This is a genomic window from Wolbachia endosymbiont (group B) of Chorthippus parallelus, assembly GCF_947251815.1.
Taxonomy (GTDB): domain Bacteria; phylum Pseudomonadota; class Alphaproteobacteria; order Rickettsiales; family Anaplasmataceae; genus Wolbachia.
Window position 1 is genome coordinate 1,162,526 of the sequence record NZ_OX366390.1, and the last position, 25,026, is coordinate 1,187,551.

Sequence of the window (25,026 nt, forward strand, 5' to 3'; positions counted from 1 at the left end):
AGATATTATACAGGGTAATATGAATTTGCTACGTGAACAGTTTGAAGAAATATACAAAAAATTACAGGAAATATTGACTTTAGGCATCAAAGATCCGAAGGAGATAAATGATAAAATCGAACAAGGACTTGAGCAAGATATAAAAAGCACACCTGAATTTGAAGCATGGAAACAAAATAGTTTTAGTTTAGATTATGTGTTTAAAGTTGGAAAAGAACACAAAACTGAAACCGCATTCTTGATACATGCTTGTCAAAAATCCAATGCAAAAGAGGTAGAGCTTTTACTAGGTAAAGGGGCTAGTGTTAAAGTAGAAGTTGAAAGAACAGGAAAAGAGAATCCTTTCAGTATTATTATTGATAAGTTATCTGACAAGGGAGTGGATCAGGAAAAGAAGAGCGAGGAAAAACAGATATTGGGTTTACTATTACAAAAATTAAAACCTCTTGTTGACGCAAAAGAAGACATTGTAAATTCTATAATAAGGGAGTGTTAAATAAACCATACACGTCAAGTTAAAGCAAATTTAGAGAAGTTAAGGTGGATACCCTAGTTTTTCTGTACTTGTCTTTTAATGAAAATTGCGACCAAGTTATGGTAAGCTTTTTGAGAAAAATATTTAAGCCTTTAATTTTATTATTTAGTGCTAAAAATAACTCTCTAACCCGTCTTTTTAGCTCAATAAATGCCTTTGTTAAGCTAAGCTCCGTATTTTTTTTCAGTTCTGTGCAACCCACTATTCCATGAAATATAAGAATTGCACACAATTTGGCATATAGCTCACATAATACTCTGTATGGCTTTCCTCTCAGCTTATCAAGCCTTATATTACTCTTATATAATTTGAACAATAATTCAATTTGCCATCTTATTCGGTAAACTACTAGTATTTGCTCAGCATTAATCTTACTTTTTGGAACATTAGTTATAAATATCGACCAATTTAGTAACTTTTGGTTCCTTTGAGAAGATGTGTATCCATGTGATCTTGCTAACCTATTAGCCTTTCTTCTTCTAGCCATAGCTTGTTCTTCAGTTAGTTTTTTAAATATAATTCTTACTTTAACCCTTGTCTCTTTTCCTAACAATACCTCCTGTTCTAGAAAAGATCGATCTCCCAAATGTTCTAGTAAATCTATTTTTTGACCTGTCTCTATATCATATATGTTAGTATCGGATTTATAACGACTTATGAAATAAGCTCCTATTTCATTGATTTGTTTAAAAGAACTTGGCACAAAATAACCCAAATCAGATATTAGTAAATCGTTGTTCGATATATTGCTTAAATGGCTTCTATAACCCTGATCTGACCTTATTCCTTCAGTTATATTAAGCTGGTCTAATGTCTGATTTAGGTAGTCAAAAACTAATTGTAACTTTATTCCAGACTTAGTATTGCTTTCATAACCACTGTAGCTGGTACCATAACCTTTATACATGTCTTCCATACTGTTAGGTAAGCTAATATAGCTGCTGTCTAATAATTTAACACCTCCAAAGTGCTTCAAGATTCTGCAATCAACTTGTAAGGTATTTTTAAGTAACGTTAAAGATTCATTATACATTCTTTTCATGAATTCCACTGCTTCCTTGGTAAATCTAAAGTCCAGACCTTGTTTTGTTATATTTATCGAGTCTTCATTCAATAATTGACACACTGTCTCTATACTACAATTATCAACCCCTATATTACCCAAAACGATGGCTTTTATGAACGACGAGCCTTTTAGCTTCCTCTTTCTTTTTATGAACCCTGTTGTAGCTGAGATTTTATCTGCTTTTTCATTAAAAAATTCTTTGAGCTTTTTTGAGATGCAAACTATTCTTTTCATTGTATAAGTTCTCCGTTTTCTTTGTTAAATTTAAGAGAACTTATATCTTCTTTTTCTCTTCCTTACACTAAGTTTATTACCACAGTTCCTTAACTTGACGCGTATGCTTTTTTGAACGTTCCCTTCCTATCTCCATAAGCTCTGCTACCTCAACCTTTGTCTTACCTTTTTCTATCATCAATACTGCCTTTTCTCTTAAATCCACACTATATGCCATTATAACTCAAATACTTTATTATACCTTTATCATTTACTTTGGGAAATACTATAGCTACTCTCTCCTTTATCGTTACCCCGGTGTTATGATACTGGGGTAACACCTTTCGCTATGTAAATTAACTAAAATGTTCATACAGTTTTTACTGAAATGACATTATTCACTGCTTCCTATATAGTTTGAAGACATGCTCTTATAAGATATAAATTATATCAATATGAGAATTTACGTTTTTTTCAGATGAGTCACTTTATGCTTGATATTGTAAAGACTAATAAATTAGAGGTTAGAATTATGACAATTAATCAACAAGTAAATAAAAATATAACTAAAGAAGAATGTTTTAACGATAAGCATGTTATAGAAGTTAAAGATTTAAATATTAAAGTAGAGGTTTATTCTCACGATTTAAGAGCAAGTAAAGTTGCTAAAATTGAAAGTGAAATAAGAGAAACAGCTACTAATTTTAAAGATGCATTTAAGTTGGAGCCTGGTAGCTCAGAACAAACGTTCAAAATTTATGTGTTTGATGATAAGGCTGATTACACTCATCTTGGCGAAAGCGAACGTTTTGGTTCTTACCTTGGAGATGAGGGTGGTAAATGTTACTACAAAGGAGAAGCTGATGTTTTTGCTGAGATGTATGTCTATCAGCAAGGTGGCGTTCATAACCTTCAGCATGAATTTGCACATGGTTTAACTTACTTGGCTACAGGAGGAAAATCTCTACCTACAGTATTAATGGAGGGAATTGCAGATTACTTTGAACATCATTCAGATCACAAGTTCAATGCTCAAGGGTCAAGCATTGATAAAACTGAAGCCGCAAATTTGGATCTAGGTGGAATTTTAAATTTACAATACTCAGCCAATGGTGAAGAAAACAGTTTAGTGTATAAAACTGGTCATGCGTTGATAATGTACTTACAGGAAAAAGATCCTAGTTTATTAAGAGACTACCTAGATGCTTTACGTCAAGGTAACTCAGATGAGTCAAAAAGTTTCTTGAAAGACATAAAAGGACATGATGCTGACTTCAAAAGTTGGCTTGCTGAGAATGATACAGAAACTGCTATGGAAGAAATTAATGCCCTACAAGTTACAAAAGGAGATTTTATAGCAACTGGTCAAGAAATAGTGGGTGGAGAAATTAAAAACATATCCTACTATAAAGCAAATATAGAAAAAATAGATGGAGAAAACGTTGGAAGTTTTTCTCCTGTAGAACATGTGTCGTTTTATGATTATGCTCGTGCTGTTAATAGGGCAACAAATGATAACCTCGATATATCAAAGGAATATCATTTCTTAAAGGCAGTAAAAACTGCTGATGGGCAGGTTAAGCTGACTTACTCTGATCAACAAGGTAATGAATATCAAAACAGTCAAGAGTATAAAATGCAAGCTTTGAGGATATTATCAAAACATGGTGAAGATCTTAGAAAATCTTACTATGATGGGAAAGAAGACTTAGATAAGCAGAAGGATATAAAATATAATGATGTGTTGAAAAGCCTGCGTGAACAGGAAGAAACACAGCGTCATGATGCATACGAGCAATACAAAAGAGGAGAGATCTCTTATGAGAAATTTGTAGAAAAATGCAATTCAGCCAGCACTAATTATCATAATGAAGATAAGAGATTATATAATGCTACACAGGACAAATATACACAACTGAAAGATGATTTGCTTGATAAAACCATAAACGCTGGCTTGAAACAAGTAAAAGAAACTCAGAACATTGACGTAGAAAAGATGTTAGAAGAGATGGTTAATATCGATCCAAACCTAATCAGAGGTGCTCATATTAATCTACAAGAAGGTAAAGTTTTCTCTATCAAAGCTCTTGGTCACGGAGATATGGGTGCACTATCTATATATGATGGGAATACAAAGCTTGGAGAGTTGTCGAGCGAATCGGGCTTTTTTAAGCAAGTTGAAGGTCAAACTAAAGAAACTTTTGTTTTTGAGGACATATTGCACAACTTGAATACTCAATATGACGGTGGTGCTTATATGGCTATTACAAAAGAAAATGGTCATTATAAAGCTTCTCTGATAGATGGCAGAACAGTTGAACGTGATGAATACTTTGATGAAGCACATTTACATGAAAATGAATTGTTGCATCCTAGCACTGGACACATTCAAAAAGATTTAGATTCTCTGCTTCTTAGAGGGACCAAAATTCTAAATCATCAGGATTCAAAGCATGCTCAATATTCTGATGAGCAAAGAGAAAGCGGTGTAATCGTAGAAAAAGGAACATTATTGGATGATAAAGGGACTGATAGAACAGACGACGATGTATACGAAGCGGTTGTAAAGCAAGGAGGCGAAAATCTACATGCATTCAAAAATATGGGCTTCTATATCACTGAAGAGATGAAAAATGAAAGAGGTGAAGTTATAAATGAAAGTAACTTGTTCATTCATGATCATGGAAAAAACGTAAGGTTTCAATTGCCAGGCAATGTTACTCACCTAAAATTGGTGGAAAAAGATGGACAATATAAATTAGCACCATCTGATTCTGAAGGGAGAGAGTATAATGGCATACCAGATGAATATAGATATATAGATCCAATATTTGCACATGAATATGAGAAGAGAGATTATTCCCATAAACATGTAAATGTGGGCCTTATAAACTTAGAGAAATATGGCTCTGGCAAACTTTTTGCTATAAAGTACGACCCAAATGATTACCAAATACAAAGAAACTCTAGCGGTGAAATAGTTAGAATAAAAGATCAAGCATATTTCACTAAAGTAAAACTATTTGATGGTGATACTGATGAAGAAATTGGAATGTTATCTAATAATTTCCATAACTTCAAAGGGAAAATATTCTTTTCTGTTGACTACAACTACAGTTATAACGATTTCCTCGCATCTGTTTCTCCTCAAGTTGAAATTGAGGACATGGGGAATGGAAGTAAAAAAATAACTTTCGATCAAGGTGATGGTGATATCGGTGACACTAATAGAGGCTACACGGACTATCAGAGAATATTCACAAAAGAGAAACAAACCGAAAGTCCAAAAGGGCAAGTAAGTGAAACTAAGACAGAAGTTCATAGTACTACTAATGTTGTTGCTGAAGAGAGAACTGTATCAAACGACAATAGTGAAATACAGTCTGATCAACCACAAATTCCAACAAGGGCAAAAAGGTCAGCTTCAGTGGAGGAGAAAGAGCAGGTAGTGTTGAAAGACACAATCTTGAAAATAGAAAAGAGCTATGATAGAGATGTAGAAGGAAAGCATAAGGCAAATGTAACCATAGATTATAATGATGTAAAAGCTTTGTATGATAGGGCAGAAGGAGCAGAAAAGCAATCTGTGTTAGATTTTTGGAACAAACTGCATACATCGAATTATAAGGTTGGTACTTTGCCGGAAGACAAGTATTACTTTAAAGATGGCAAATTTGTAATTCACGATAGTGATACAAAAAAGCTTATAGTGTTACCTGAGGATAAGGTATCTATCAAAATAATGAAGGATGGTGATAGTTATAGTTTGGCTATATCAAATGGTAATGGCAAAGTAATAAGCAGCATTAGTAAAATAGATAATCCAAATTACGAATTGCTATCAGATTCAAGTCACTTCAGCTTAGAAACACAAGATAACTTTGAGTTATTAGATCAACATCATGAATATAATCTCTATCTAGAGAATGGTTTTGTGAAAATGTTCGACTGCGCAAGCGATCACGTTTATCACGATCATAACTCAGCCTATATATAATATACAAGGAGGGCCCTGCCCTCTTCTTGTCATTCAATTCGATGTTACCCCAGTTCTCTCTTCTGTCATCCCAGTGCTTGACACTGGGATCTAGTAAATTTACTTACTAGATATGAAAAGTTATTATACTTACAAGCAAGCACAATAAGGCTCTGTATATAGGTATAACGTCAAATCTAACTAAACGAATTTGGGAACATAAAAATAAAGTTATTTCTGGCTTTACATCAAAGTACAATGTGCAGAAATTAGTTTATAGTATTTCCCAAAGTAAATGATAAAGATATAATAAGGTATTTAAGTTATAATGGCATATAGTGTGGATTTAAGGGAAAAGGCAGTATTGATGATAGAAAAAGGGAAGACAAAGGTTGAGATAGCAGAGCTCATGGAGATAGGAATAGCAACTCTGTACCGCTGGTTAAAAAAGAAAGCTGCTGGTGAAAGCCTAAAGCCATCTAAAAACGGTAGCTTTATTCGAAAAATAGACCCAAAAATACTCGAAGAATATGTTACAAAGAATCCAGATCATACTCTGGCAGAGATGAAACAAAATCTTGGATTTGGAATAATTTCAATTTGGTATAGACTAAAACAGCTAAAAATTACTTTAAAAAAAAGTCACACTATATCAAGAGCGCAATCAAGAAGATAGGGAGCAATTTATTGATAAAATCTCAAAAATAGACCATTCCAGCATCTTATATATAGATGAAGCAGGAGTTGATAATAAGTTATACCGAGAATATGGACGTGCTCCAAGAGGAAAGAAAATTTATGCAGATATTCCAGCGAGAGAGAATCAGTATAGCATACGCGTCAAGTTAAGGAACTGTGGTAATAAACTTAGTGTAAGGAAGAGAAAAAGAAGATATAAGTTCTCTTAAATTTAACAAAGAAAACGGAGAACTTATACAATGAAAAGAATAGTTTGCATCTCAAAAAAGCTCAAAGAATTTTTTAATGAAAAAGCAGATAAAATCTCAGCTACAACAGGGTTCATAAAAAGAAAGAGGAAGCTAAAAGGCTCGTCGTTCATAAAAGCCATCGTTTTGGGTAATATAGGGGTTGATAATTGTAGTATAGAGACAGTGTGTCAATTATTGAATGAAGACTCGATAAATATAACAAAACAAGGTCTGGACTTTAGATTTACCAAGGAAGCAGTGGAATTCATGAAAAGAATGTATAATGAATCTTTAACGTTACTTAAAAATACCTTACAAGTTGATTGCAGAATCTTGAAGCACTTTGGAGGTGTTAAATTATTAGACAGCAGCTATATTAGCTTACCTAACAGTATGGAAGACATGTATAAAGGTTATGGTACCAGCTACAGTGGTTATGAAAGCAATACTAAGTCTGGAATAAAGTTACAATTAGTTTTTGACTACCTAAATCAGACATTAGACCAGCTTAATATAACTGAAGAAATAAGGTCAGATCAGGGTTATAGAAGCCATTTAAGCAATATATCGAACAACGATTTACTAATATCTGATTTGGGTTATTTTGTGCCAAGTTCTTTTAAACAAATCAATGAAATAGGAGCTTATTTCATAAGTCGTTATAAATCCGATACTAACATATATGATATAGAGACAGGTCAAAAAATAGATTTACTAGAACATTTGGAAGATCGATCTTTTCTAGAACAGGAGGTATTGTTAGGAAAAGAGACAAGGGTTAAAGTAAGAATTATATTTAAAAAACTAACTGAAGAACAAGCTATGGCTAGAAGAAGAAAGGCTAATAGGTTAGCAAGATCACATGGATACACATCTTCTCAAAGGAACCAAAAGTTACTAAATTGGTCGATATTTATAACTAATGTTCCAAAAAGTAAGATTAATGCTGAGCAAATACTAGTAGTTTACCGAATAAGATGGCAAATTGAATTATTGTTCAAATTATATAAGAGTAATATAAGGCTTGATAAGCTGAGAGGAAAGCCATACTATAATGCACCCATTTGTCTAGACCATTTTTTTCAAAGTGATCCGATTTTTAAAATGAATATGTTGATAAATACGTCGACACACATTTAAAGTATTTATCAATATATTCATTTACTGTTTATGATAATAAAGATCAGCAGGAACTTTATAATGTAGAGTCTGATGTCGCCTTTTATAGTTATACCAACCAACAAAATCGTTTATTATAAGATTCAAATCTCTGATACTATTTGGTCTATAATAATATATAGCTTCTTGCTTTAAAGTTCTCCATAAACTCTCAACAAATATATTGTCGAAGCAACGTCCTTTATGATCCATACTAATTTTAATATTAGCACGCTCTAATTCCATAATAAAGTTGTAGCTAGTAAACTGCACTCCTTGATCACTATTAAAAATCTCAGGTTTACCTTGTTTTAGAGCTTCTTTGAGAGTATAAAGGCAAAATCCAGCATCGAGATATGGTGATAATGAATGAGCAATAATATAGCGACTATACAAGTCCATTATTGCCACAAAATAGACAAACTTACCTTCTACCATAATATATAGTAGCCCATACCTGATTAACTCTACAAATAATCAAATCTTTGAGTAAATAAGGATATATTTTATGCTTTTTTTCTTTAATACTTGTATTACATCTTTTTCTACAATACAGCCCACTAATCTTCATTTTTTTCATAATTCTTAAGATTTTTTTGTGATTGACTACTACTCCACTCGCTATGATTTCAGCAGTAATTTTACGATATCCATAACGGCAATCAGAAGCCAAATATACTTCTTGAATCAAATTTCACTTTCGTTATTAATTATATGCCTATAATATAGGCTAGATCTGCAAATCCCCAGTAAATCAGCCTGTTTCCTAATTGATAGATCAGAATCTTTTTCTATAAACCTTACTCTATCTTTTTTGCTTATTTCAGTAATTTTTTTTTCAAATAACTATTTTCCACTGTCAATTCTCCTATTACTTTATGTAAACTTTCTATTTCTTGCGCTAAGATTCTTTGTTTTCTCGCACTTTCACTTTCTTCAACAAATAGGTCTTTTAACCTTGCCAATACTCTATCACGCCAATCATATAGATTTGTTGATGGTATTTTATATTCACTACATATCTCAGATGTGCTTTTTTGATTTTTTATTGCTTCCAAAGCTATCTTTGCTTTTAACTCTGGTTCATATTTTTTTGTTGCCATACTTTTACCCCTTTACCTTCCTACTCGGATCAACCATTTTTTTTTGGTCTAGTTTATGGGGTGCATTATAATCTTTCTATTGCTTCTTCCTTAGAAGAAAATTGTTTAGCATAATTAACCAAGAGATCAAATGGAGTTTTATCTTCGTGATTTTTAGTATTAAGCTTTGCACCTTTACTAAGAAGTGACTCGACAAAACCTTGGTATTTCTTCGATTCATCCCAAACAAACCATTCTAATGCATGATGTAAAGCTGTATTTTCTTCTTCATCTTTATAGTTGACATCTAGTTTATCTAAGTATCTACTTAAAAAATAATCAAAAAACTTTTCAGATTTGCATTCGGAAGCATATCTTAAGATGGCGTTTGATGATATTTTTGTCCTTTCTTCAAAGAGCTTAAAAATTTCCACATGATCGTATGCAATAGCAATTTGCACTAGAGATGTAATGTCATCATCAGCAATTTCAACTTTCCTTATTATAGAAGAGCACTCTTCAAGTTCATCTGATTTGATCTTTTCCAACAAGTTCATAATAGTGGATATATAGTTACCCTTGTCGTTTTTTAGTTTTGTTACACTTTTGGTTAATTCTTCAATCCATTCATCTTTGCCTACCTCGCTGTTTAGTTCAATGACCTTGTCTACTTTTTCTTCTCGCTCTTTTCTTAATTCTTCACATTTATAAAAAAATATATTACGTATATCGTGAAAACTTTTTATTCGATTCATTTCTGCAATGTATTTAAGTACCCTTTTGTTTGACTTATGTATTCCTTTTTCTATTTCACCTGCTTTTTCACAAAACTTTCTCATTTCTTTTTCCCATGACGACTCCCTCTTATAAGCTTGTTGACTAACATCCTCTCCCCTATCGTACTGAGCTTTGTTTGTTTGATCAGATAAAATTTCGTATGCTACTGATATTTGCTTGAATTTTCCCAATTTCTCTTTAAGCTCAGCCATTTGACCTTCTTCCGACTGTGATAGTAGCTCTCCGTCCTTCTTTTTTTTCTCTAACCTATCTAACTCTTGCGCTTCCTTATGCAATTTATCTGGATGAAGCTTAAGTGCCAATTTGTGATATGCTTTTTTTATCTCATCGTGAGTAGCATCTCTTTTTACTCCTAATATTTCATAATAATCAGGCATTTGTTTCTCCACTATTTTTATACATTTTTGATTATACCACTAATACCACATCTTTATGAAAGCACGGTACTGACATATAAACATTTTAGCAAATATTGTAATAATTGTCAATTTATTAACAAATTGAGTGAAAATTTGTAGAAAAATGAGTTGTGAAAATGAAGGTTTAGAATTATTCCAACAACAGATTAATTTATATATTAATATTGCTCAACTTTACAGCATAATCAGTTAGCATAATTTCCACAAAGCTACAGAAGAGTTGTTTATGGTAATTGAGGAGCTACAACCGCATGACGTCTGCCATTAATCACTATTTCACTTATTGCAACTGCTGCAAAAACAAAACAATAATATACTTTTGTTAGTACGATGATAGGTGACAGAGAGGCAATGCTGCTTGCTAGTAATACGTGAGAACCATAAGGTAAGATACTTTTTGTGATAGAAGTAAATATCTCTAATAAGTACGCACTACGGTGTGGTGCAATGTTATATCTTTGTGCAAGTCTTTTCGCAATATTACTAGTTAATAAAATAGCAACAACATTGCTGGAAACTAAAATAGTAAACATAGATGATATTCCTGTAATCATAAGTTCAGCTTGACTTCTTGTGAGATTCACCTCATCGGTGAATTTATCTATCTTTTTCTGACTATATTCGTACATTAAGTGGCTTAATCCACTACTGAAAAGAATAAATATCATTACCTCATTCATCTTATTAAAACCCCTACATATATCATGAGAATAATCAATAATAGAATAATCAAAAAAAGCTATTCCTAATACTCCAGCAACAACCATATTAACAGCTAATGTTACCAGTGTGTTTATTTCAAATAAACCCATAATTATTAAAGATATATAAGGGATAATTTTGACTATGGATAAATAATTCAGACTTGAGATAGAAACAACTTCTGTACTATTTGAAATTATTACTAGATAAATAAGTATTATAAGACCTGTAACAGATCCTGTCTTGAAAGTGAGTTTTATTTTATCCTTTACTGAAGCTCCTTGTGAAGAAGTAGCAGCAATAGTAGTGTCAGATATCATTGAAAGGTTGCTGCCAAACATAGACCCACCTATCACAGCTCCAACGCCCACCGCACAATCAAAAGCTCCATTTTGTGCTAGATTCACAGCTATTGGTGTTATAAGTGCAATAACTCCGATTGATGTGCCTATTGCACTTGCAATAAACGCAGAAATTAAAAACATTCCAGGAAGTAATAATTGTGCTGGAAGAAAGCAAATAGTTAAGCTAGCAATAACATTTATACTACCAAGCGATTGAGTAACAGTAGAAAATGCCCCAGCAAGGAGAAAAATCAAACACACGGTAAGAGTAGTTTTATTCCCCATACCTTTTATAAGAGTATCAACGCTATGCTGAATTTTGTTTTTATTAAATAGAATAGCAAAAAATAATGCTGGTAATAAGCAAACTAACGGTGAAATTTGATGAAGAGGATTACCAAGTCCGATAAAAGAAAAATAAATACCACTTCCAAGGTATAAGGCTAGAAAGATAATAAGAGGAAGAAATGAAAACACTTATCGTAGTTGAACAAACCAGAAATATACTAGAATAAGCTATTTTAAGCAAATACTAATACAGTGTTTTTCTAATAATTTTGAACATCTTAAGCCATCTACTTTTGAATAAATTCCATTTGCATTTCTTGTATACTATCCTCTATTTGCTTTATTTGTTCTATTAGCCTTTCCTCTAAGTCAAAATTACCGCCCAGCCTTGCTTTAATTTTTTCTTCTTGTAATACATTTAATTCTTTCCGTAATACTATGTTATTCCAGACAGTTTCTGCCGATCTCTTCTCACTTAATTGACTATTTAGTACGCTAGTTTTTTCAAATATAAACTTTATAACACTAGACTCCTGTAGCAGAATTTCTTTATTAAAGTTGCTCTCACTAGTTACCATATTAATTACGCACTGTTGTAATTTTTTCATCTCATTAGTAAATTCGAAATGAGAAAATTGCTCAAAAAATATAGGACGGTTCAAAATTTCAGGAAATTCTACGGCTATACGCAAAATTATGGCCTGATTTTGCTCTGCTTCAATTAGCTCTGGAGATTTATTGTAAAGATACTCACCTTTTGTTGCTTTGCTATTAAAAATCAGCTTTTTAAAGTTTCTTCTTAATTCACTGACCTTATTGTAAAAATAATCTCTATAATACCTTCTAATACTGCTGTTACCGATAGCATTGACATATTTCATGAACTTGTGCTCAAGAATTGAATATTTTTCCGGAGCAAATTTTTCATAATTTTGCAAATTGCTACCAATCATGTGATGCCATAAATATTCAGAGTGCAGTTCTGTTGAGCGGTTAAAAGCGGATAGTACATCTTCCGTCTTATATTCTAGTTCATTGCATATATCGTATGGGTCCTTGTTGCTTGGCAAAGTCACGAACTTCAATGTGTATCCAGGCTCCAGTATCGGCAGAACAAGTTCTGCAATTCGAATAGCAGCATGACATCCAGGACTATCGCCATCCATACAGATAGAAATTTCTTTAGCAAGTTTCCAAAGATTTTTTATCTGCTCTGCAGAAATTGCGGTACCAAGCGGAGCAACTGTATTGCTAATTCCCGCTTGATGTAGTGCTATTACATCCATATATCCTTCAACAACAAATAGATGCTGTTTTTTGCGTATTTCACTCAAAGCAAAGTTTAATCCATATAAATTTTCTCTTTTCTTAAAGAGCTGACTCTCTGGGCTGTTTAGATACTTCGGCTGTTGCTCAGAGTTCAGCGCACGTCCGCCAAAACCAATAACTTTGCCCGTGATGTTGTGTATAGGAAATATCAGCCGATCATAGAAATAATCACGAGAATTCTTATTTATTAACCCAACATCGATCAAAATCTCGTCTTTAATACCAGAGGAGTTCAAATATTCCTTCAAGCCAGAACTTGGTGCATAACCTATCTTAAATTTATCTATGATTTTGAGTGAGATCTTGCGCTGCCTTAAATAAGCCATAACACCTCGATTTTTCTGCGCGAACCAACTTGCAGCTAAATTCAGTGCTGAAAACAGTTTGTCATTTTCTTTAGCAAAGCTGAGGTTTTTGGGTAACTCAACACCTGCAACAGATGCCAATTTTTCCAACGCTTCCTTAAAACTTAAGCCCTCAGTTTGTGAAATAAATTCAAACGCATCACCATGAGCTGAGCAACCGAAACAGTAATATAAGCCCTTAACATTGCTGACCGAAAAAGATGGAGTTTTTTCGTTATGAAATGGGCAGAGTCCAACAAAACTATCTCCTCTTTTTATTAACCTAACTTTTTTTCCTACTATGTCGGACAACAATAATTTTGACTTTATAATATCTATATGATCCATTTTACCGAATGAGTAGTGGTAGGATAAAAATTATATAGAATTTATGCATATCTGACTCGAAATTTATTCAGAAAGATCAGGAGAGCTTGACAAAAAGCTCAAAATAAATTACCCATATAAATACCCTTAAGTTGCAATTTCTTATATGTCAGATGTGATATCAGTTGCTTCAGACCACGCAGGTTATGAACTAAAATCAGAAATAAAGGCTTACTTGGAAACTTTAGATTATACAGTGATAGACCGTGGCTGCACTGCTGAACAAAAGAGTGTAGACTACCCTGACTATGCTGCTGAAGTTGTAGAAGATATAACAAACAAAAAAGCAAATTATGGAATATTAATTTGCGGTACAGGTTTGGGCATGAGTACTGTGGCAAATCGTTTTGAAGGAATCTACGCTGCTTTATGTAATAGTGTTGAGATCGCAAAATTAGCTCGCGAGCATGGCAACGCGAATATACTGTGTCTTGGTGCAGGGTTTACTGCGAGTGGATTAGCAAAAGACATAGTCAAACAATTCCTCGAAACAGAATTTTCAAAAGAAAGTAGACATAAAGAACGCCTTGATAAACTTAGCAATATTAGCAAGAAAAAAACCACAAAAACTTATAATGAAGATGAAATATCAAAATTCGCTAAAATAGCAGGTGAATGGTGGGATGAGAATGGCAAGTTCAAGCCATTGCACATGATGAATCCTGTGAGAGTATCATACATCGTTGAGAAAATAAAAGAATTAAAAAAATGCGATTTAAAAGAACTATCATTGCTCGATGTTGGTTGTGGTGGTGGCATTTTGTCAGAGTCAATGGCGCGTATTGGTATTAGCGTTGCAGGAATAGATGTATGTGAGGAAAACATAAAAGTGGCACAGTCGCATGCGAAGAAAGTAGGGTTAAATATAGAATACACACACACTAGCATTGAAGAGCTAAGCAATGACAAGAAGTATGACGTGGTTTTGTTGATGGAAGTGGTTGAACATGTCGATAATTTAGAGTTTTTCATGAAAAAAGCAATAGAGCTGTTGAAACCAGAAGGGCTAATTTTTATATCGACGATAAATAGAACTATTAAATCCTTCTGTCTTGCAATAGTCGGCGCAGAGTACATATTAAACTGGCTGCCAAAAGGCACACATAATTGGAATAAATTTCTCAAGCCATCAGAAATTGCAAATCATCTAAGAGAGAACAATGTAACACTACAAGATATGACTGGTATGGAATATAATGTAATAAAGCGTGAATGGAACTTGACCAAAGGTGTGGATGTTAATTATATACTTTGTGGAAACGTTGTAATTTGAAATCTCATTCAAGTACTAGAAGGTAATGCAAATATTCTAGGCAGTTTTACTTTACTTAGCAGCTAATTTATCATATGTATTTCCATAGGGTATCGCTATATTAGAATATGTTGCAATTACTAACCTTACTTGCTGTTATCACTTCGGTTGTATTCTTTGGTCATCTAGTTCCAATGGAAGTGAAAACCTTCTTGTATTCAATAAGCCTTAGTATAAAAGAGATCTTACTATTTATAATGCCTTTTATTGTTTTTGCATTAATCTTTAGTAGTGTTAACAATCTTAAGCAGTCGGCTATAAAGTTTATATTGTTACTTATTATAACGATTTTCTTGTCGAATCTAGCTTCAAGTTTAATAGCTTATTCTGTTGGGCATTTCATCACACAAAACACTTATTCAATACAAGATATAACATATGAAGAAACAATTGTTCCTTTATGGTCATTTAGGATACCTGCATTGCTTTCTAATTTTTATGCCCTTGCTTGTGGATTTGTGTTAAGCATATTAGTGTCCACAATATTACCAAAAAAAAGCAAAGAGCTCTCGAACAAAATGTTAGATTTAACTCTCTTTATTTTGAAGACATTTTTGACGCCAATTATTCCAATGTTTGTACTTGGTCTTGCTTTAAAAATGGAACATGATCAGGTTTTACCCATAATATTTAAGGATTACTCAATAATTTTTATTATTATATCATCTGCAACCTACCTTTATGTTTTTCTCTTATATGGAGCAGCAAATTCGTTCAAGATCACAAGCTGGATAGCTAGTATAGGTAATATGATACCAGCATTTATTACTGCAATGAGCACAATGTCTAGTAATATAGCTATGCCGCTTACTCTTGAAGGAAGCAAAAAAAATGTAAAGCAGCATGATATAGCATCGTCTGTTGTGCCAATAACCGCTAGCTTTCATTTAGTAGGTGATTGCTTTTTTATTATAATACTATCAATGATAATGACTTTTGGTGGTGCATTGTCTGCAACAGACTATGTGACTTTCCTTCTCTACTTTCTGTTATTTAAATTTGCTATTGTTGCAGTTCCAGCGGGAGGGATTATGGTAATGTTGCCCATTCTTGAGAAGTATCTTAAATTCTCCCCAGAGATGCTTTCATTAATTACAGCATTGTATATAGTGTTTGACCCAATAATAACTTCAGCAAATGTTATGGGTAACGGTGCGTTCACTATGATGTTTACAAAGCTCTATGATAAGCTTAAGTGATGTCCATTCTAGCAATTAATACTGTAGGTGCTGGTAGTTCAATAGCAGTAATTGATTACGATGGTAATTGTTTTGTAGAACGCAATTCTGCAAACAATAGTCATGCAGAATCATTTTTTCAAATACTGAATACTTTGTTTGGTAAGCATAATTACAGCTACGATAAAATAGACCATTTAGCAGTGATAGTTGGACCAGGAAGTTTTACTGGAATCAGAGTTGGTATATCAACTGCACAAGGTATAAATCTTGCTACAAATAAGCCGTTATATGGGGTTAGTGCGCTGGAAGCTCAAGCATATGCAATATCGCTACTTTGTGCAAATAGCAAAAAAAATATTAAAGCTATAATCGAAGATGATCAAAAGTTTTATACGCAGTTATTTGATTTCAATTTGTTACCGCTATCAAATCCTGCTGTAGTAAGTGAACTCCAGCCTGAAACGCACTGCATTACATATATGGATTGCAGTTTACCAAAGTTGGATGCTAGCCATGCAGGGCTATTAGTCCGTTATAGACTAAAAAATAAACAAAAATTAAATGGAGTTGAGGCTCTATATTTAAATGAGCCTCAGTATATGAAATCGTTGCCTATTGCGTAAACACTATTAATTCGGCCAAGTTTGTACATCTGACTTACTATTTCTTCTGCTACTTCTTTTATACTCATATTTGAATTTTCTACCTCTATAGCATTTTGTGGTACAAATAAATCTTCCTCCCTAAATTTAATACTATTTATATTAGTAACCTTCCTATTTTTTCTTTGCTTTTTTGATATAGTACGCTCTTGTAATATCAATGGATTGCACCTAAGTACTATAGGAAGGATTTTTATGCTCATTTTTTTACTAAGTTCTACTACTGAGTTATATATTCTTATGTTGTAATCATTATTTTTAATTAATTCATCAACAAATATATAATTTTTTGAGTCAATAGGATAGGCTTCTATTGCCTGAAACATAACATGTGTAGTGTTATATATTCTATCTCGAGCTTCTTTGGAAGTTTGATTATATTCAAGTCCACTTACAATTACTGCATTTATCATACTAGATAATACTATTGCTGTAGAAAGTTTACCACTTCCTGGAAGACCAGTGATATATATGAAAAATTTTGTTAGCTGTTTTTTTATGTCAACGTTTATCATATTATTTTTAATATTAAAACCTACAATTATAATAACATAAAAACAAGGCTTTAAAACATATGAAATATTACATAAAAAGTCGTTTTTATAGTTAAAATACTATGTAATCTAGAAATGTAAACTCTAATCACCTAAGGCAAGTAAAAGTGCTTAGTATTTTAACGTAGGTTCACCTTTTAGTTTGTAATAAACTTTTTTTTACGTATAAATCTTTAGAAAATTTTAGTCAAGAGCTATGTTATTAACAAATAGTGAGTTGAAAAGAGACCTAGTTAACGCCTATCAAATTTTATCTTATCTTAAATTAGATGATCATACGTATACTCATCTCTCTGTACGTTCTGAAGATAAAAAGTCATTTTATGTTTATCCGTTTGGTATACGTTTTTATGAAGTAGATGAAAGTTCATTGATGAAAGTATCGTTTGATGGGAATATAATTGAAGGCAAAGAATATCAATATAATAAAACTGGCTATGTAATCCATGGCTTCATTTATCAAGCAAGGAAAGATATTCAAGCAATTTTTCATCTACATACACCTTCTATTGTAGCAGTTTCTTCTCTCAAGGATGGATTACTCCCAATAAGTCAGTGGGCGCTGCACTTTTATAATAAGGTATCTTACCATGATTATAATTCCCTGGCACTTGATGATACAGAAGGAAAAAGATTAATAGCTGATTTGAAAGAAAATTTTGTGATGTTAATGCGCAATCATGGATCTATAACATGTGGTCAGACTATACAAGAAGCAATGTTTTATACGTATCACTTAGAACAAGCTTGTAAAACTCAATGCCTGACGCTAGCAATGAATAGGGAGTTGTCAATTCCAAGTGAAGAAATTTGCTCAAAAGCCGTAAAGGATCTTCTGTCTTTCGAAAGCAATCTTGGTGAGAGAGATTGGCACGCATGGGTTAGGTTGATTAAAGGTAAGTTATAAAAGTTTCTGACTCTTCGATAGATATTAGATTTCTTGCATAACCAGCCAGTCTGAAATCCAATAATGGTTTCACACGCTGTAATTCATGCAAGAAGTCTAATGTCTCCATCTCTACTTAAGTTAACACCCTTAACTAAGCAGATACAAGTAAATAACTAGTAAGTTTTTTCAATCCTGCTCCACAGCAAATTTTAATGCTATGTGAGTAGTTATAGTGCTGTTAACAATTAAAATGACAAAAACTAAGATGGTGATTAGTAGTGTATAAATATTCAAGGATAAATTTTCAAATTGAGTTAGCAATTTGAAATATACAAAAGTTGGCATTATCATTGGCAAAACAAGAATTTGCGACACTCCTGATGCTAAGTTATTTCGACCAATCATCAATGCATTTCCAGTAGCTGAAATATTAATGATTATCAGCGTATTAAATAATAAAGACACTCCAACTGCTATTGAATGTTCAATATTATTGCCTAGAATTGCAAAGCTGAACATGAAAGAAATCACTGAAATCGGTAACCCAAATAACAACCAGTGAGCGAAGATTTTATAAGCAACTATCAGCCTAGAAGAGAGTGGCTGTAAAAAGATTTGCTCTAATATTCCATCATGATAATCAGATGTAAATAAATTATTTGTAGAGATCTGCAAAACAAATGTAGCACATATCCATGTTAATGTTAATATGACTTCTTGTTTACTGTTGTTTTCAAGTGTATATGAAGATAAACTTAACATTATAATAAAAATACATACTATATAAGTAAGATTATTATCATTTATTACTAATTTTTTTACCAAACTAATCATACCAGGATTTTAAATGTTTATTATAAATTATAGTGTTTACTTTGAGGGTAGTATAATTTTTTGTGTTTACAAGTTATATAAGTTTTAATATATTTTATTGATAATGCTATGGAAAAATTAATAAAAATAAAGTTACCGGAAGATTACGTTCCTTCAGAAAATGAAGAATATATGAACGTAAAACAACTGGAATACTTTAGCTTAAAGTTACAATCAATACTCTCTGAACTGGAGAAACAAGATCTAGAAGATAGTAGTATTTATTCTGATAGTGAAAATGGAGAATTAATTAAGCGCCGAAAAGATAGAAAAGAAAAAATTAAGGAGGCGTTGGAAAAAATAAAATTAGGCATTTATGGTTACTGCGATGGAACGGGAGAAGAAATAGGAGTCGAAAGACTTAAAGCTAATCCGCTTGCTATGTATTGTATTGAAGAACAAGAGAGAATAGAAAAAGAAAAGAACGTGTATAACATTAATGATTAGAACTTGTCCGGGAATTCAAGCATATTTCTCTCCTTAACATAACTCTACTCATAGCCAGATATATAATGCACCCCATAAACTAGACCAAAAAAAAATGGTTGATCCGAGTAGGAAGGTAAAGGGGTAAAAGTATGGCAACAAAAAAATATGAACCAGAGTTAAAAGCAAAGATAGCTTTGGAAGCAATAAAAAATCAAAAAAGCACATCTGAGATATGTAGTGAATATAAAATACCATCAACAAATCTATATGATTGGCGTGATAGAGTATTGGCAAGGTTAAAAGACCTATTTGTTGAAGAAAGTGAAAGTGCGAGAAAACAAAGAATCTTAGCGCAAGAAATAGAAAGTTTACATAAAGTAATAGGAGAATTGACAGTGGAAAATAGTTATTTGAAAAAAAAATTACTGAAATAAGCAAAAAAGATAGAGTAAGGTTTATAGAAAAAGATTCTGATCTATCAATTAGGAAACAGGCTGATTTACTGGGGATTTGCAGATCTAGCCTATATTATAGGCATATAATTAATAACGAAAGTGAAATTTGATTCAAGAAGTATATTTGGCTTCTGATTGCCGTTATGGATATCGTAAAATTACTGCTGAAATCATAGCGAGTGGAGTAGTAGTCAATCACAAAAAAATCTTAAGAATTATGAAAAAAATGAAGATTAGTGGGCTGTATTGTAGAAAAAGATGTAATACAAGTATTAAAGAAAAAAAGCATAAAATATATCCTTATTTACTCAAAGATTTGATTATTTGTAGAGTTAATCAGGTATGGGCTACTATATATTATGGTAGAAGGTAAGTTTGTCTATTTTGTGGCAATAATGGACTTGTATAGTCGCTATATTATTGCTCATTCATTATCACCATATCTCGATGCTGGATTTTGCCTTTATACTCTCAAAGAAGCTCTAAAACAAGGTAAACCTGAGATTTTTAATAGTGATCAAGGAGTGCAGTTTACTAGCTACAACTTTATTATGGAATTAGAGCGTGCTAATATTAAAATTAGTATGGATCATAAAGGACGTTGCTTCGACAATATATTTGTTGAGCGTTTATGGAGAACTTTAAAGCAAGAAGCTATATATTATTATAGACCAAATAGTATCAGAGATTTGAATCTTATAATAAACGATTTTGTTGGTTGGTATAACTATAAAAGGCGACATCAGACTCTACATTATAAAGTTCCTGCTGATCTTTATTATCATAAACAGTAAATGAATATATTGATAAATACTTTAAATGTGTGTCGACGTATTTATCAACATATTCATTTTAAAAATCGGATCACTTTGAAAAAAATGGTCTAGACAAATGGGTGCATTATACTGGAATAGCTTTCTATTCTTGTCCATTCCCTTTGACTTAGGTCTGCTGGGTGCTTTTTTCTCGTCTTTACCCAGTACTAAAACTTTAGATATTATACCTCTTTTACTAATCTCTGGACAAGCTCTAGCTTCGGTAAACTCAGTAGAAGGTTCTTTTGCAAAAAATGCAGCATGTACAGCATTTTTAATAAAAAAACATGCAGCAAGTGCAAATATTGCTGTCGGTACATAGCGCACAGGAGAAGCTATACTAAAAAAAGTAGCAGAAGCGACTATTAAGCAACAACAAGTCAGTATCGTTTGATCACGTAGATAACGTCTATCAACTCCACCGTACTCAGCCATCAACCTTTTAACTTTATCATTGTTACCGTATGGCAGAGTAAGCGTTTTAATCAAATTCATTACACCATTATTAGTGAAATATGGAGCACACTCTATAACTCTGGAGCCATTAACCTTCTGATTAGGATCAGCACCATACTTTAGAAGCAACTCTACATATTTTTCGCGTTTATCGTTGTCACAATTGATTGCTTGATATAATGGAACTCGACCATTTTTATCTAACATATTAGGATTAGCACCATATTTCAAAAGTATTTCCATAGTATGATCATCATCACACAAAAACGCTTTAAACAACGGATTTTTACCATTTTTATCTAACATATTAGGATCAGCACCATATTGTAACAATAACTCTACAATTCTGCTGTCATCGATAACCCTACAATAGTATAACGAAGCTTCATTATGTAATAGCTTTATATTAGGATCAGCACCATTTTCTAAAAGAAGTTTCAAAATACTATAATTTCTTGAATCTTTAGCTTGCATTAAAGCAATAGATAATGGAAAGTAAATACAAATAAGTTCTTTATTGATGTAATCACCAAATCTTCCATCTTTACTGCTTTTGAATTTGGAAAAAAGCTTTTCAAGAAACTTTATATCCTGATTATATAGAGCCCTACTTAAGTAAAACCTCAAATCTCCAGGCGAATTAATTTCATTTAAATTTTCGTCAGTTAGATTTGTAACCTCTTCTATATTTTTCTTAGTGAGAAATTCATATGCAGAACCTAGCTGCTTAAATTTTTTTTCATTTTGTTTCTTCACAACCTCATTTTTACCTGAATGTTTATCAGGATGATATTTCAAAGCTAATTTTCTATAAGCTGATTTAATTTCTTGTTCACTAGGCGCATAGCTTGATTGAAAACCTAATATTTTTAAAGCTTCGTCTCTTCTCATAATGTTTCTTTAGTAAATTAATATATATAGTTTATTATATAATATCTATGATATAAAATCAAGTAATTCCCGATAACCTAGAGAAGCAAATTTTTCCATTAGCTGGTTTTTAGAAAAATTTAACTCCCTCTTATAAAACTTATTTTCAACATTAGATTTACATTAATCATGAACCTGTTACGTGTAATGCTTCTCCACATAATCACTAATAATTTCCTTAAATTCTTCAAAAATATTATCACCTTGTAAAGTTTTGAAATATTTGCCGTCTTTGTAGACTGCTGAAACAGGTTTTTCTCCATACCCAGGCAGGCTGATCCCCAGATTTGCATGTTTGCTTTCTCCAGGACCATTTACTATACATCCCATAACAGCAACGCTCATATACTCTACACCAGGATTCTTTTTCTTCCATATCGGCATATGAGTTTTTATGTAGTCATTTATTTCCTCAGTTAATATACGAAAACGATCGCCACTTGTGCGTCCACAACCAGGACATGAACTCACCTGAGGGTTAAAGTAGCGCAAACCTATAGACTGCAGTATTTCCTGACATACTACCACCTCATTAGTGCGTGATTCACCAGGGCGCTGAGTTAAAGAAGCCCGGATAGTGTCTCCAATACCATTTTGCAATAAATAAGTAAGCCCTGCTGTGGTATTTACTACGCCTTTGTTACCCATACCAGCTTCGGTTAAACCCAAATGCAGCGCATAATTGGAAGATTGTGCAAGTGCCGTATAAACTAAAATTAAATCTTGCACTCTACTGACTTTACATGAAATGATTATTTTCTCTGCATTAAGGCCAATCTTTTCAGCTTTTTTTGCACTACCAAGAGCAGACATTACAAGCGTCTTACGTAATATAACATCAGAAGTTTTTGGATTACTAGACAAGGAGTTTTCATCCATTAATTTTTGTGAAAGGTACTTATCAAGACTACCCCAATTTACTCCAATTCTGACAGGAAGATCATGCGTTATTGCATACTCTATAATTTTTTCAAATTTTTCATCACGTTTATCACCAAAGCCTATATTACCTGGATTTATCCTAATTTTACCCAGAATTTTAATGTTGTCTGGATAATCCTGAATCAGCCTGTAGAGCTCATATTGTCCACAGCCTACTAATATCTTACCATCAAAGCCTTCTTTATTTATTTCCTCTACTATATAAGGTATTGCTTTTGCTACTTCCTCTGAGTTCAAAGCAATTCGCACCAATTCTGAACCTGCATGCGCTAGTTCTATTACTTCTTTTGCATATTTCTGAGCACTACTTTTTATGTTGTCAGAATCTATATGTGCACCAAGTGCCATGGATTGAACAACTATAGGATTATTTCCACCTATCTTCACTTGTCCAACTTTTACAGTATGAGTTTTATGCCTGGAAACCGGCGATGACTCATATGCATCATCACTCAATGTCAGGTCTCTATCTAGCATATTATTAATCGTGACACTATTTTACTGTGTCAACTACACTGCCAAATGAACTTGAACCATTTAAACTATGCTGTGGTGTTCTATTTAGATCAGTAATAGAATCATGAGAGCACGTTCTTCTTGATGGACTTTCTTTTATAGTAACATTTATAGGGGAAACTTTTTTTTCTCGTGTTGAAGTAACTTTTTTCCCTTTTTGTTGTTCACTTTTATGCTGCTTACTTTCATACTGAGAAACTGGCTCTTGATCTATAAATACAGCACCCTTTAAACGTGCAAGATTAATACCATGCTGATTGATCATAGCATCCTCCCCATCTTCAACTATGCAAGCTCCCACGTTGTTTGGCTCGTTATCAAGGCTAGCAATTTTTTTTTCTTTTAATTTTTTGATTAGATCTTCTTTATTTATGTTAGCATTAGATTGCACTTGTAACTTTTTTTTCTTGAGAATCTCCCTACGCTTTTCATATAATTTATATGAATCAGCAAATTCCTCATCTTCATGAAAGTTTGCACCACCAGGATTACCAGGAGGTATGTATCTCTTACTGAGCTTTACTTTAGACTTAGCTTCAACATTATGTACAGTTAAGAAACTAGAAACCAAAAGTATTAATGTAAATAAAACTTTAGAAAAGATCTTAAGCATGCTATAGTGAATATTGTACTTTAAAAGATACCAATTAACGAACTTTAAGTAAATCAGAATCTCTACTAACTTTATAATACAAACATCTTTCTAAAAAATTTACTACCAAAACCTGCAAAATCTAAAGAAAGTTTAAGGTGTTACAAATTTTACGTAACACCTTTTCAAGAAGAGCATTATCAACTCAAAAAGTCAATCAGTGGTGTTTCATGACTAACAACATTGCTTGCGTCAACTTTTCCATTTGGTGTACCTTGAGACAAGTCATTTTTCTTCTCTTTATCAAGTTTAACTCCCTGATAGATACAGAATGCAACAAAACTAGTTACAGCTATTGCAGCAACAGCACTGACTATGGCACAAGTTAGTATTGCTTGTTCTTGTCCCCCTACCATGTCTGCAAATGTTTCTACTTTTTCTTCTAAGCCTGTAAATTTTTCTTGCAAGCCGCTTAAGTGCTCTTGCATAGCTTGAAACTGCTCAGTACCAATCTTGTCTTCTAATGCACCAAAAACTCTTTCAAATTGCTCAGCATCTATCTTTTGAGCTTCTTGCCATTCTTTTAATGCACTAAATACCTCTTCAAACTGTTTAGCATCAATATTTTGAGCTTCTTGCCATTTTTTTAATTCACTAAAAACTTTTTCAAACTTCTCAGCATCTATCTTTTGACTTTCTTGCAATTCTGTTATACCTAACCAATTGCGGAAAATTCCTTTTACCATTTTAACCCCCTAGCTAATTAATATATTATAATTTTACATTCCCAATGTTTAAATTATTATTAAATTAACTATCACTATACATTGATCTTAAAATAACTTTCCTT

General features: G+C 32.6%; 19 protein-coding genes and 4 pseudogenes. 11 read left to right on the plus strand and 12 right to left on the minus strand.

Features of this window, described 5'->3' with window-relative positions:
• The first annotated feature begins 19 nt into the window (after nucleotides 1-19).
• On the plus strand, nucleotides 20-496 hold the full coding sequence (locus OPS21_RS05355) for a hypothetical protein (protein ID WP_264337108.1): 477 nt from the start codon (nucleotides 20-22) through the stop codon (nucleotides 494-496).
• A gap of 19 nt (nucleotides 497-515) precedes the next feature.
• Here the strand turns inward: OPS21_RS05355 and OPS21_RS05360 are convergent, their stop codons facing one another.
• Both OPS21_RS05360 and OPS21_RS05365 read right to left on the minus strand, forming a co-directional pair.
• Nucleotides 516-1,835, minus strand: coding sequence for an IS4-like element ISWosp7 family transposase (locus tag OPS21_RS05360; RefSeq protein ID WP_264336202.1), 1,320 nt, complete (start codon nucleotides 1,833-1,835; stop codon nucleotides 516-518).
• Between the two features lie 76 nt (nucleotides 1,836-1,911).
• The gene (locus tag OPS21_RS05365; RefSeq protein WP_264337106.1) at nucleotides 1,912-2,052 is read right to left on the minus strand and encodes an IS630 transposase-related protein; all 141 of its coding nucleotides are present in this window, start codon (nucleotides 2,050-2,052) and stop codon (nucleotides 1,912-1,914) included.
• Between the two features lie 294 nt (nucleotides 2,053-2,346).
• On the opposite strand from OPS21_RS05365, the gene OPS21_RS05370 reads away from it, so the two are divergent.
• The 4 genes and pseudogenes from OPS21_RS05370 to OPS21_RS05385 form a co-directional block, all read left to right on the plus strand.
• On the plus strand, nucleotides 2,347-5,811 hold the full coding sequence (locus tag OPS21_RS05370) for a peptidase M2 (protein WP_265027592.1): 3,465 nt from the start codon (nucleotides 2,347-2,349) through the stop codon (nucleotides 5,809-5,811).
• A 164-nt stretch (nucleotides 5,812-5,975) separates the two neighbouring features.
• Nucleotides 5,976-6,089 (plus strand): GIY-YIG nuclease family protein, encoded by a 114-nt coding sequence (locus OPS21_RS05375; RefSeq protein ID WP_406833379.1) that lies wholly within the window; start codon nucleotides 5,976-5,978, stop codon nucleotides 6,087-6,089.
• Nucleotides 6,090-6,118: 29 nt separating this feature from the next.
• A complete protein-coding gene (locus OPS21_RS05380) occupies nucleotides 6,119-6,466 on the plus strand; it encodes a transposase (protein ID WP_264337104.1) in 348 nt (115 codons plus the stop codon).
• A gap of 262 nt (nucleotides 6,467-6,728) precedes the next feature.
• Nucleotides 6,729-7,769: pseudogene (locus OPS21_RS05385) on the plus strand (IS4-like element ISWosp7 family transposase); the annotation flags it as partial.
• A 111-nt stretch (nucleotides 7,770-7,880) separates the two neighbouring features.
• Here the strand turns inward: OPS21_RS05385 and OPS21_RS05390 are convergent.
• The 4 genes and pseudogenes from OPS21_RS05390 to dnaG form a co-directional block, all read right to left on the minus strand.
• Nucleotides 7,881-8,980, minus strand: a pseudogene (locus tag OPS21_RS05390) (IS3 family transposase).
• Between the two features lie 872 nt (nucleotides 8,981-9,852).
• Nucleotides 9,853-10,134, minus strand: a pseudogene (locus OPS21_RS08080) (DnaJ domain-containing protein); the annotation flags it as partial.
• A 266-nt stretch (nucleotides 10,135-10,400) separates the two neighbouring features.
• Nucleotides 10,401-11,699 (minus strand): Na+/H+ antiporter NhaC family protein, encoded by a 1,299-nt coding sequence (locus OPS21_RS05400; RefSeq protein ID WP_264337102.1) that lies wholly within the window; start codon nucleotides 11,697-11,699, stop codon nucleotides 10,401-10,403.
• A 98-nt stretch (nucleotides 11,700-11,797) separates the two neighbouring features.
• Nucleotides 11,798-13,531, minus strand: a complete 1,734-nt coding sequence (gene dnaG, locus OPS21_RS05405; protein ID WP_264337101.1) for a DNA primase — start codon at nucleotides 13,529-13,531, stop codon at nucleotides 11,798-11,800.
• Between the two features lie 145 nt (nucleotides 13,532-13,676).
• Here dnaG and ubiG point away from each other — a divergent pair, with 145 nt between their 5' ends.
• The 3 genes from ubiG to tsaB all read left to right on the plus strand — a co-directional run bounded on the left by ubiG (nucleotide 13,677) and on the right by tsaB (nucleotide 16,686).
• Entirely contained in the window at nucleotides 13,677-14,843 is a 1,167-nt protein-coding gene (gene ubiG / locus OPS21_RS05410) for a bifunctional 2-polyprenyl-6-hydroxyphenol methylase/3-demethylubiquinol 3-O-methyltransferase UbiG (protein WP_064085277.1), read from the plus strand.
• Between the two features lie 107 nt (nucleotides 14,844-14,950).
• The gene (locus OPS21_RS05415) at nucleotides 14,951-16,081 is read left to right on the plus strand and encodes a dicarboxylate/amino acid:cation symporter (RefSeq protein WP_265027593.1); all 1,131 of its coding nucleotides are present in this window, start codon (nucleotides 14,951-14,953) and stop codon (nucleotides 16,079-16,081) included.
• On the plus strand, nucleotides 16,081-16,686 hold the full coding sequence (gene tsaB, locus OPS21_RS05420) for a tRNA (adenosine(37)-N6)-threonylcarbamoyltransferase complex dimerization subunit type 1 TsaB (protein ID WP_264331069.1): 606 nt from the start codon (nucleotides 16,081-16,083) through the stop codon (nucleotides 16,684-16,686). The genes OPS21_RS05415 and tsaB overlap by 1 nt, the downstream gene beginning before the upstream one ends.
• On the opposite strand, the gene OPS21_RS05425 is transcribed toward tsaB, so the two are convergent.
• Nucleotides 16,656-17,240, minus strand: a complete 585-nt coding sequence (locus OPS21_RS05425; RefSeq protein ID WP_264337098.1) for an AAA family ATPase — start codon at nucleotides 17,238-17,240, stop codon at nucleotides 16,656-16,658. The two genes, tsaB and OPS21_RS05425, sit on opposite strands and share 31 nt — an antisense overlap.
• Before the next feature lie 235 nt (nucleotides 17,241-17,475).
• Here OPS21_RS05425 and OPS21_RS05430 point away from each other — a divergent pair, with 235 nt between their 5' ends.
• Nucleotides 17,476-18,186, plus strand: a complete 711-nt coding sequence (locus OPS21_RS05430) for a class II aldolase/adducin family protein (RefSeq protein ID WP_139686912.1) — start codon at nucleotides 17,476-17,478, stop codon at nucleotides 18,184-18,186.
• 168 nt (nucleotides 18,187-18,354) lie between these two features.
• On the opposite strand, the gene OPS21_RS05435 is transcribed toward OPS21_RS05430, so the two are convergent.
• Entirely contained in the window at nucleotides 18,355-19,002 is a 648-nt protein-coding gene (locus OPS21_RS05435) for a heme exporter protein CcmB (protein ID WP_007302672.1), read from the minus strand.
• A gap of 108 nt (nucleotides 19,003-19,110) precedes the next feature.
• Here OPS21_RS05435 and OPS21_RS05440 point away from each other — a divergent pair, with 108 nt between their 5' ends.
• Both OPS21_RS05440 and OPS21_RS05445 read left to right on the plus strand, forming a co-directional pair.
• The gene (locus tag OPS21_RS05440) at nucleotides 19,111-19,488 is read left to right on the plus strand and encodes a TraR/DksA family transcriptional regulator (RefSeq protein ID WP_007302671.1); all 378 of its coding nucleotides are present in this window, start codon (nucleotides 19,111-19,113) and stop codon (nucleotides 19,486-19,488) included.
• Between the two features lie 131 nt (nucleotides 19,489-19,619).
• Nucleotides 19,620-20,719, plus strand: a pseudogene (locus OPS21_RS05445) (IS3 family transposase).
• A gap of 21 nt (nucleotides 20,720-20,740) precedes the next feature.
• On the opposite strand, the gene OPS21_RS05450 reads toward OPS21_RS05445, so the two are convergent.
• From OPS21_RS05450 to OPS21_RS05465, 4 genes are all read right to left on the minus strand, one after another.
• Nucleotides 20,741-22,087: an ankyrin repeat domain-containing protein gene (locus tag OPS21_RS05450; protein WP_405197040.1), complete on the minus strand. Its 1,347-nt coding sequence runs from the start codon at nucleotides 22,085-22,087 to the stop codon at nucleotides 20,741-20,743.
• 177 nt (nucleotides 22,088-22,264) lie between these two features.
• Nucleotides 22,265-23,545 (minus strand): flavodoxin-dependent (E)-4-hydroxy-3-methylbut-2-enyl-diphosphate synthase, encoded by a 1,281-nt coding sequence (gene ispG / locus OPS21_RS05455; protein ID WP_264337097.1) that lies wholly within the window; start codon nucleotides 23,543-23,545, stop codon nucleotides 22,265-22,267.
• Between the two features lie 16 nt (nucleotides 23,546-23,561).
• Nucleotides 23,562-24,197, minus strand: coding sequence for a TRP75-related protein (locus OPS21_RS05460; protein WP_264337096.1), 636 nt, complete (start codon nucleotides 24,195-24,197; stop codon nucleotides 23,562-23,564).
• A gap of 179 nt (nucleotides 24,198-24,376) precedes the next feature.
• Nucleotides 24,377-24,922, minus strand: coding sequence for a hypothetical protein (locus tag OPS21_RS05465; RefSeq protein ID WP_264337095.1), 546 nt, complete (start codon nucleotides 24,920-24,922; stop codon nucleotides 24,377-24,379).
• Nucleotides 24,923-25,026: the final 104 nt, after the last annotated feature.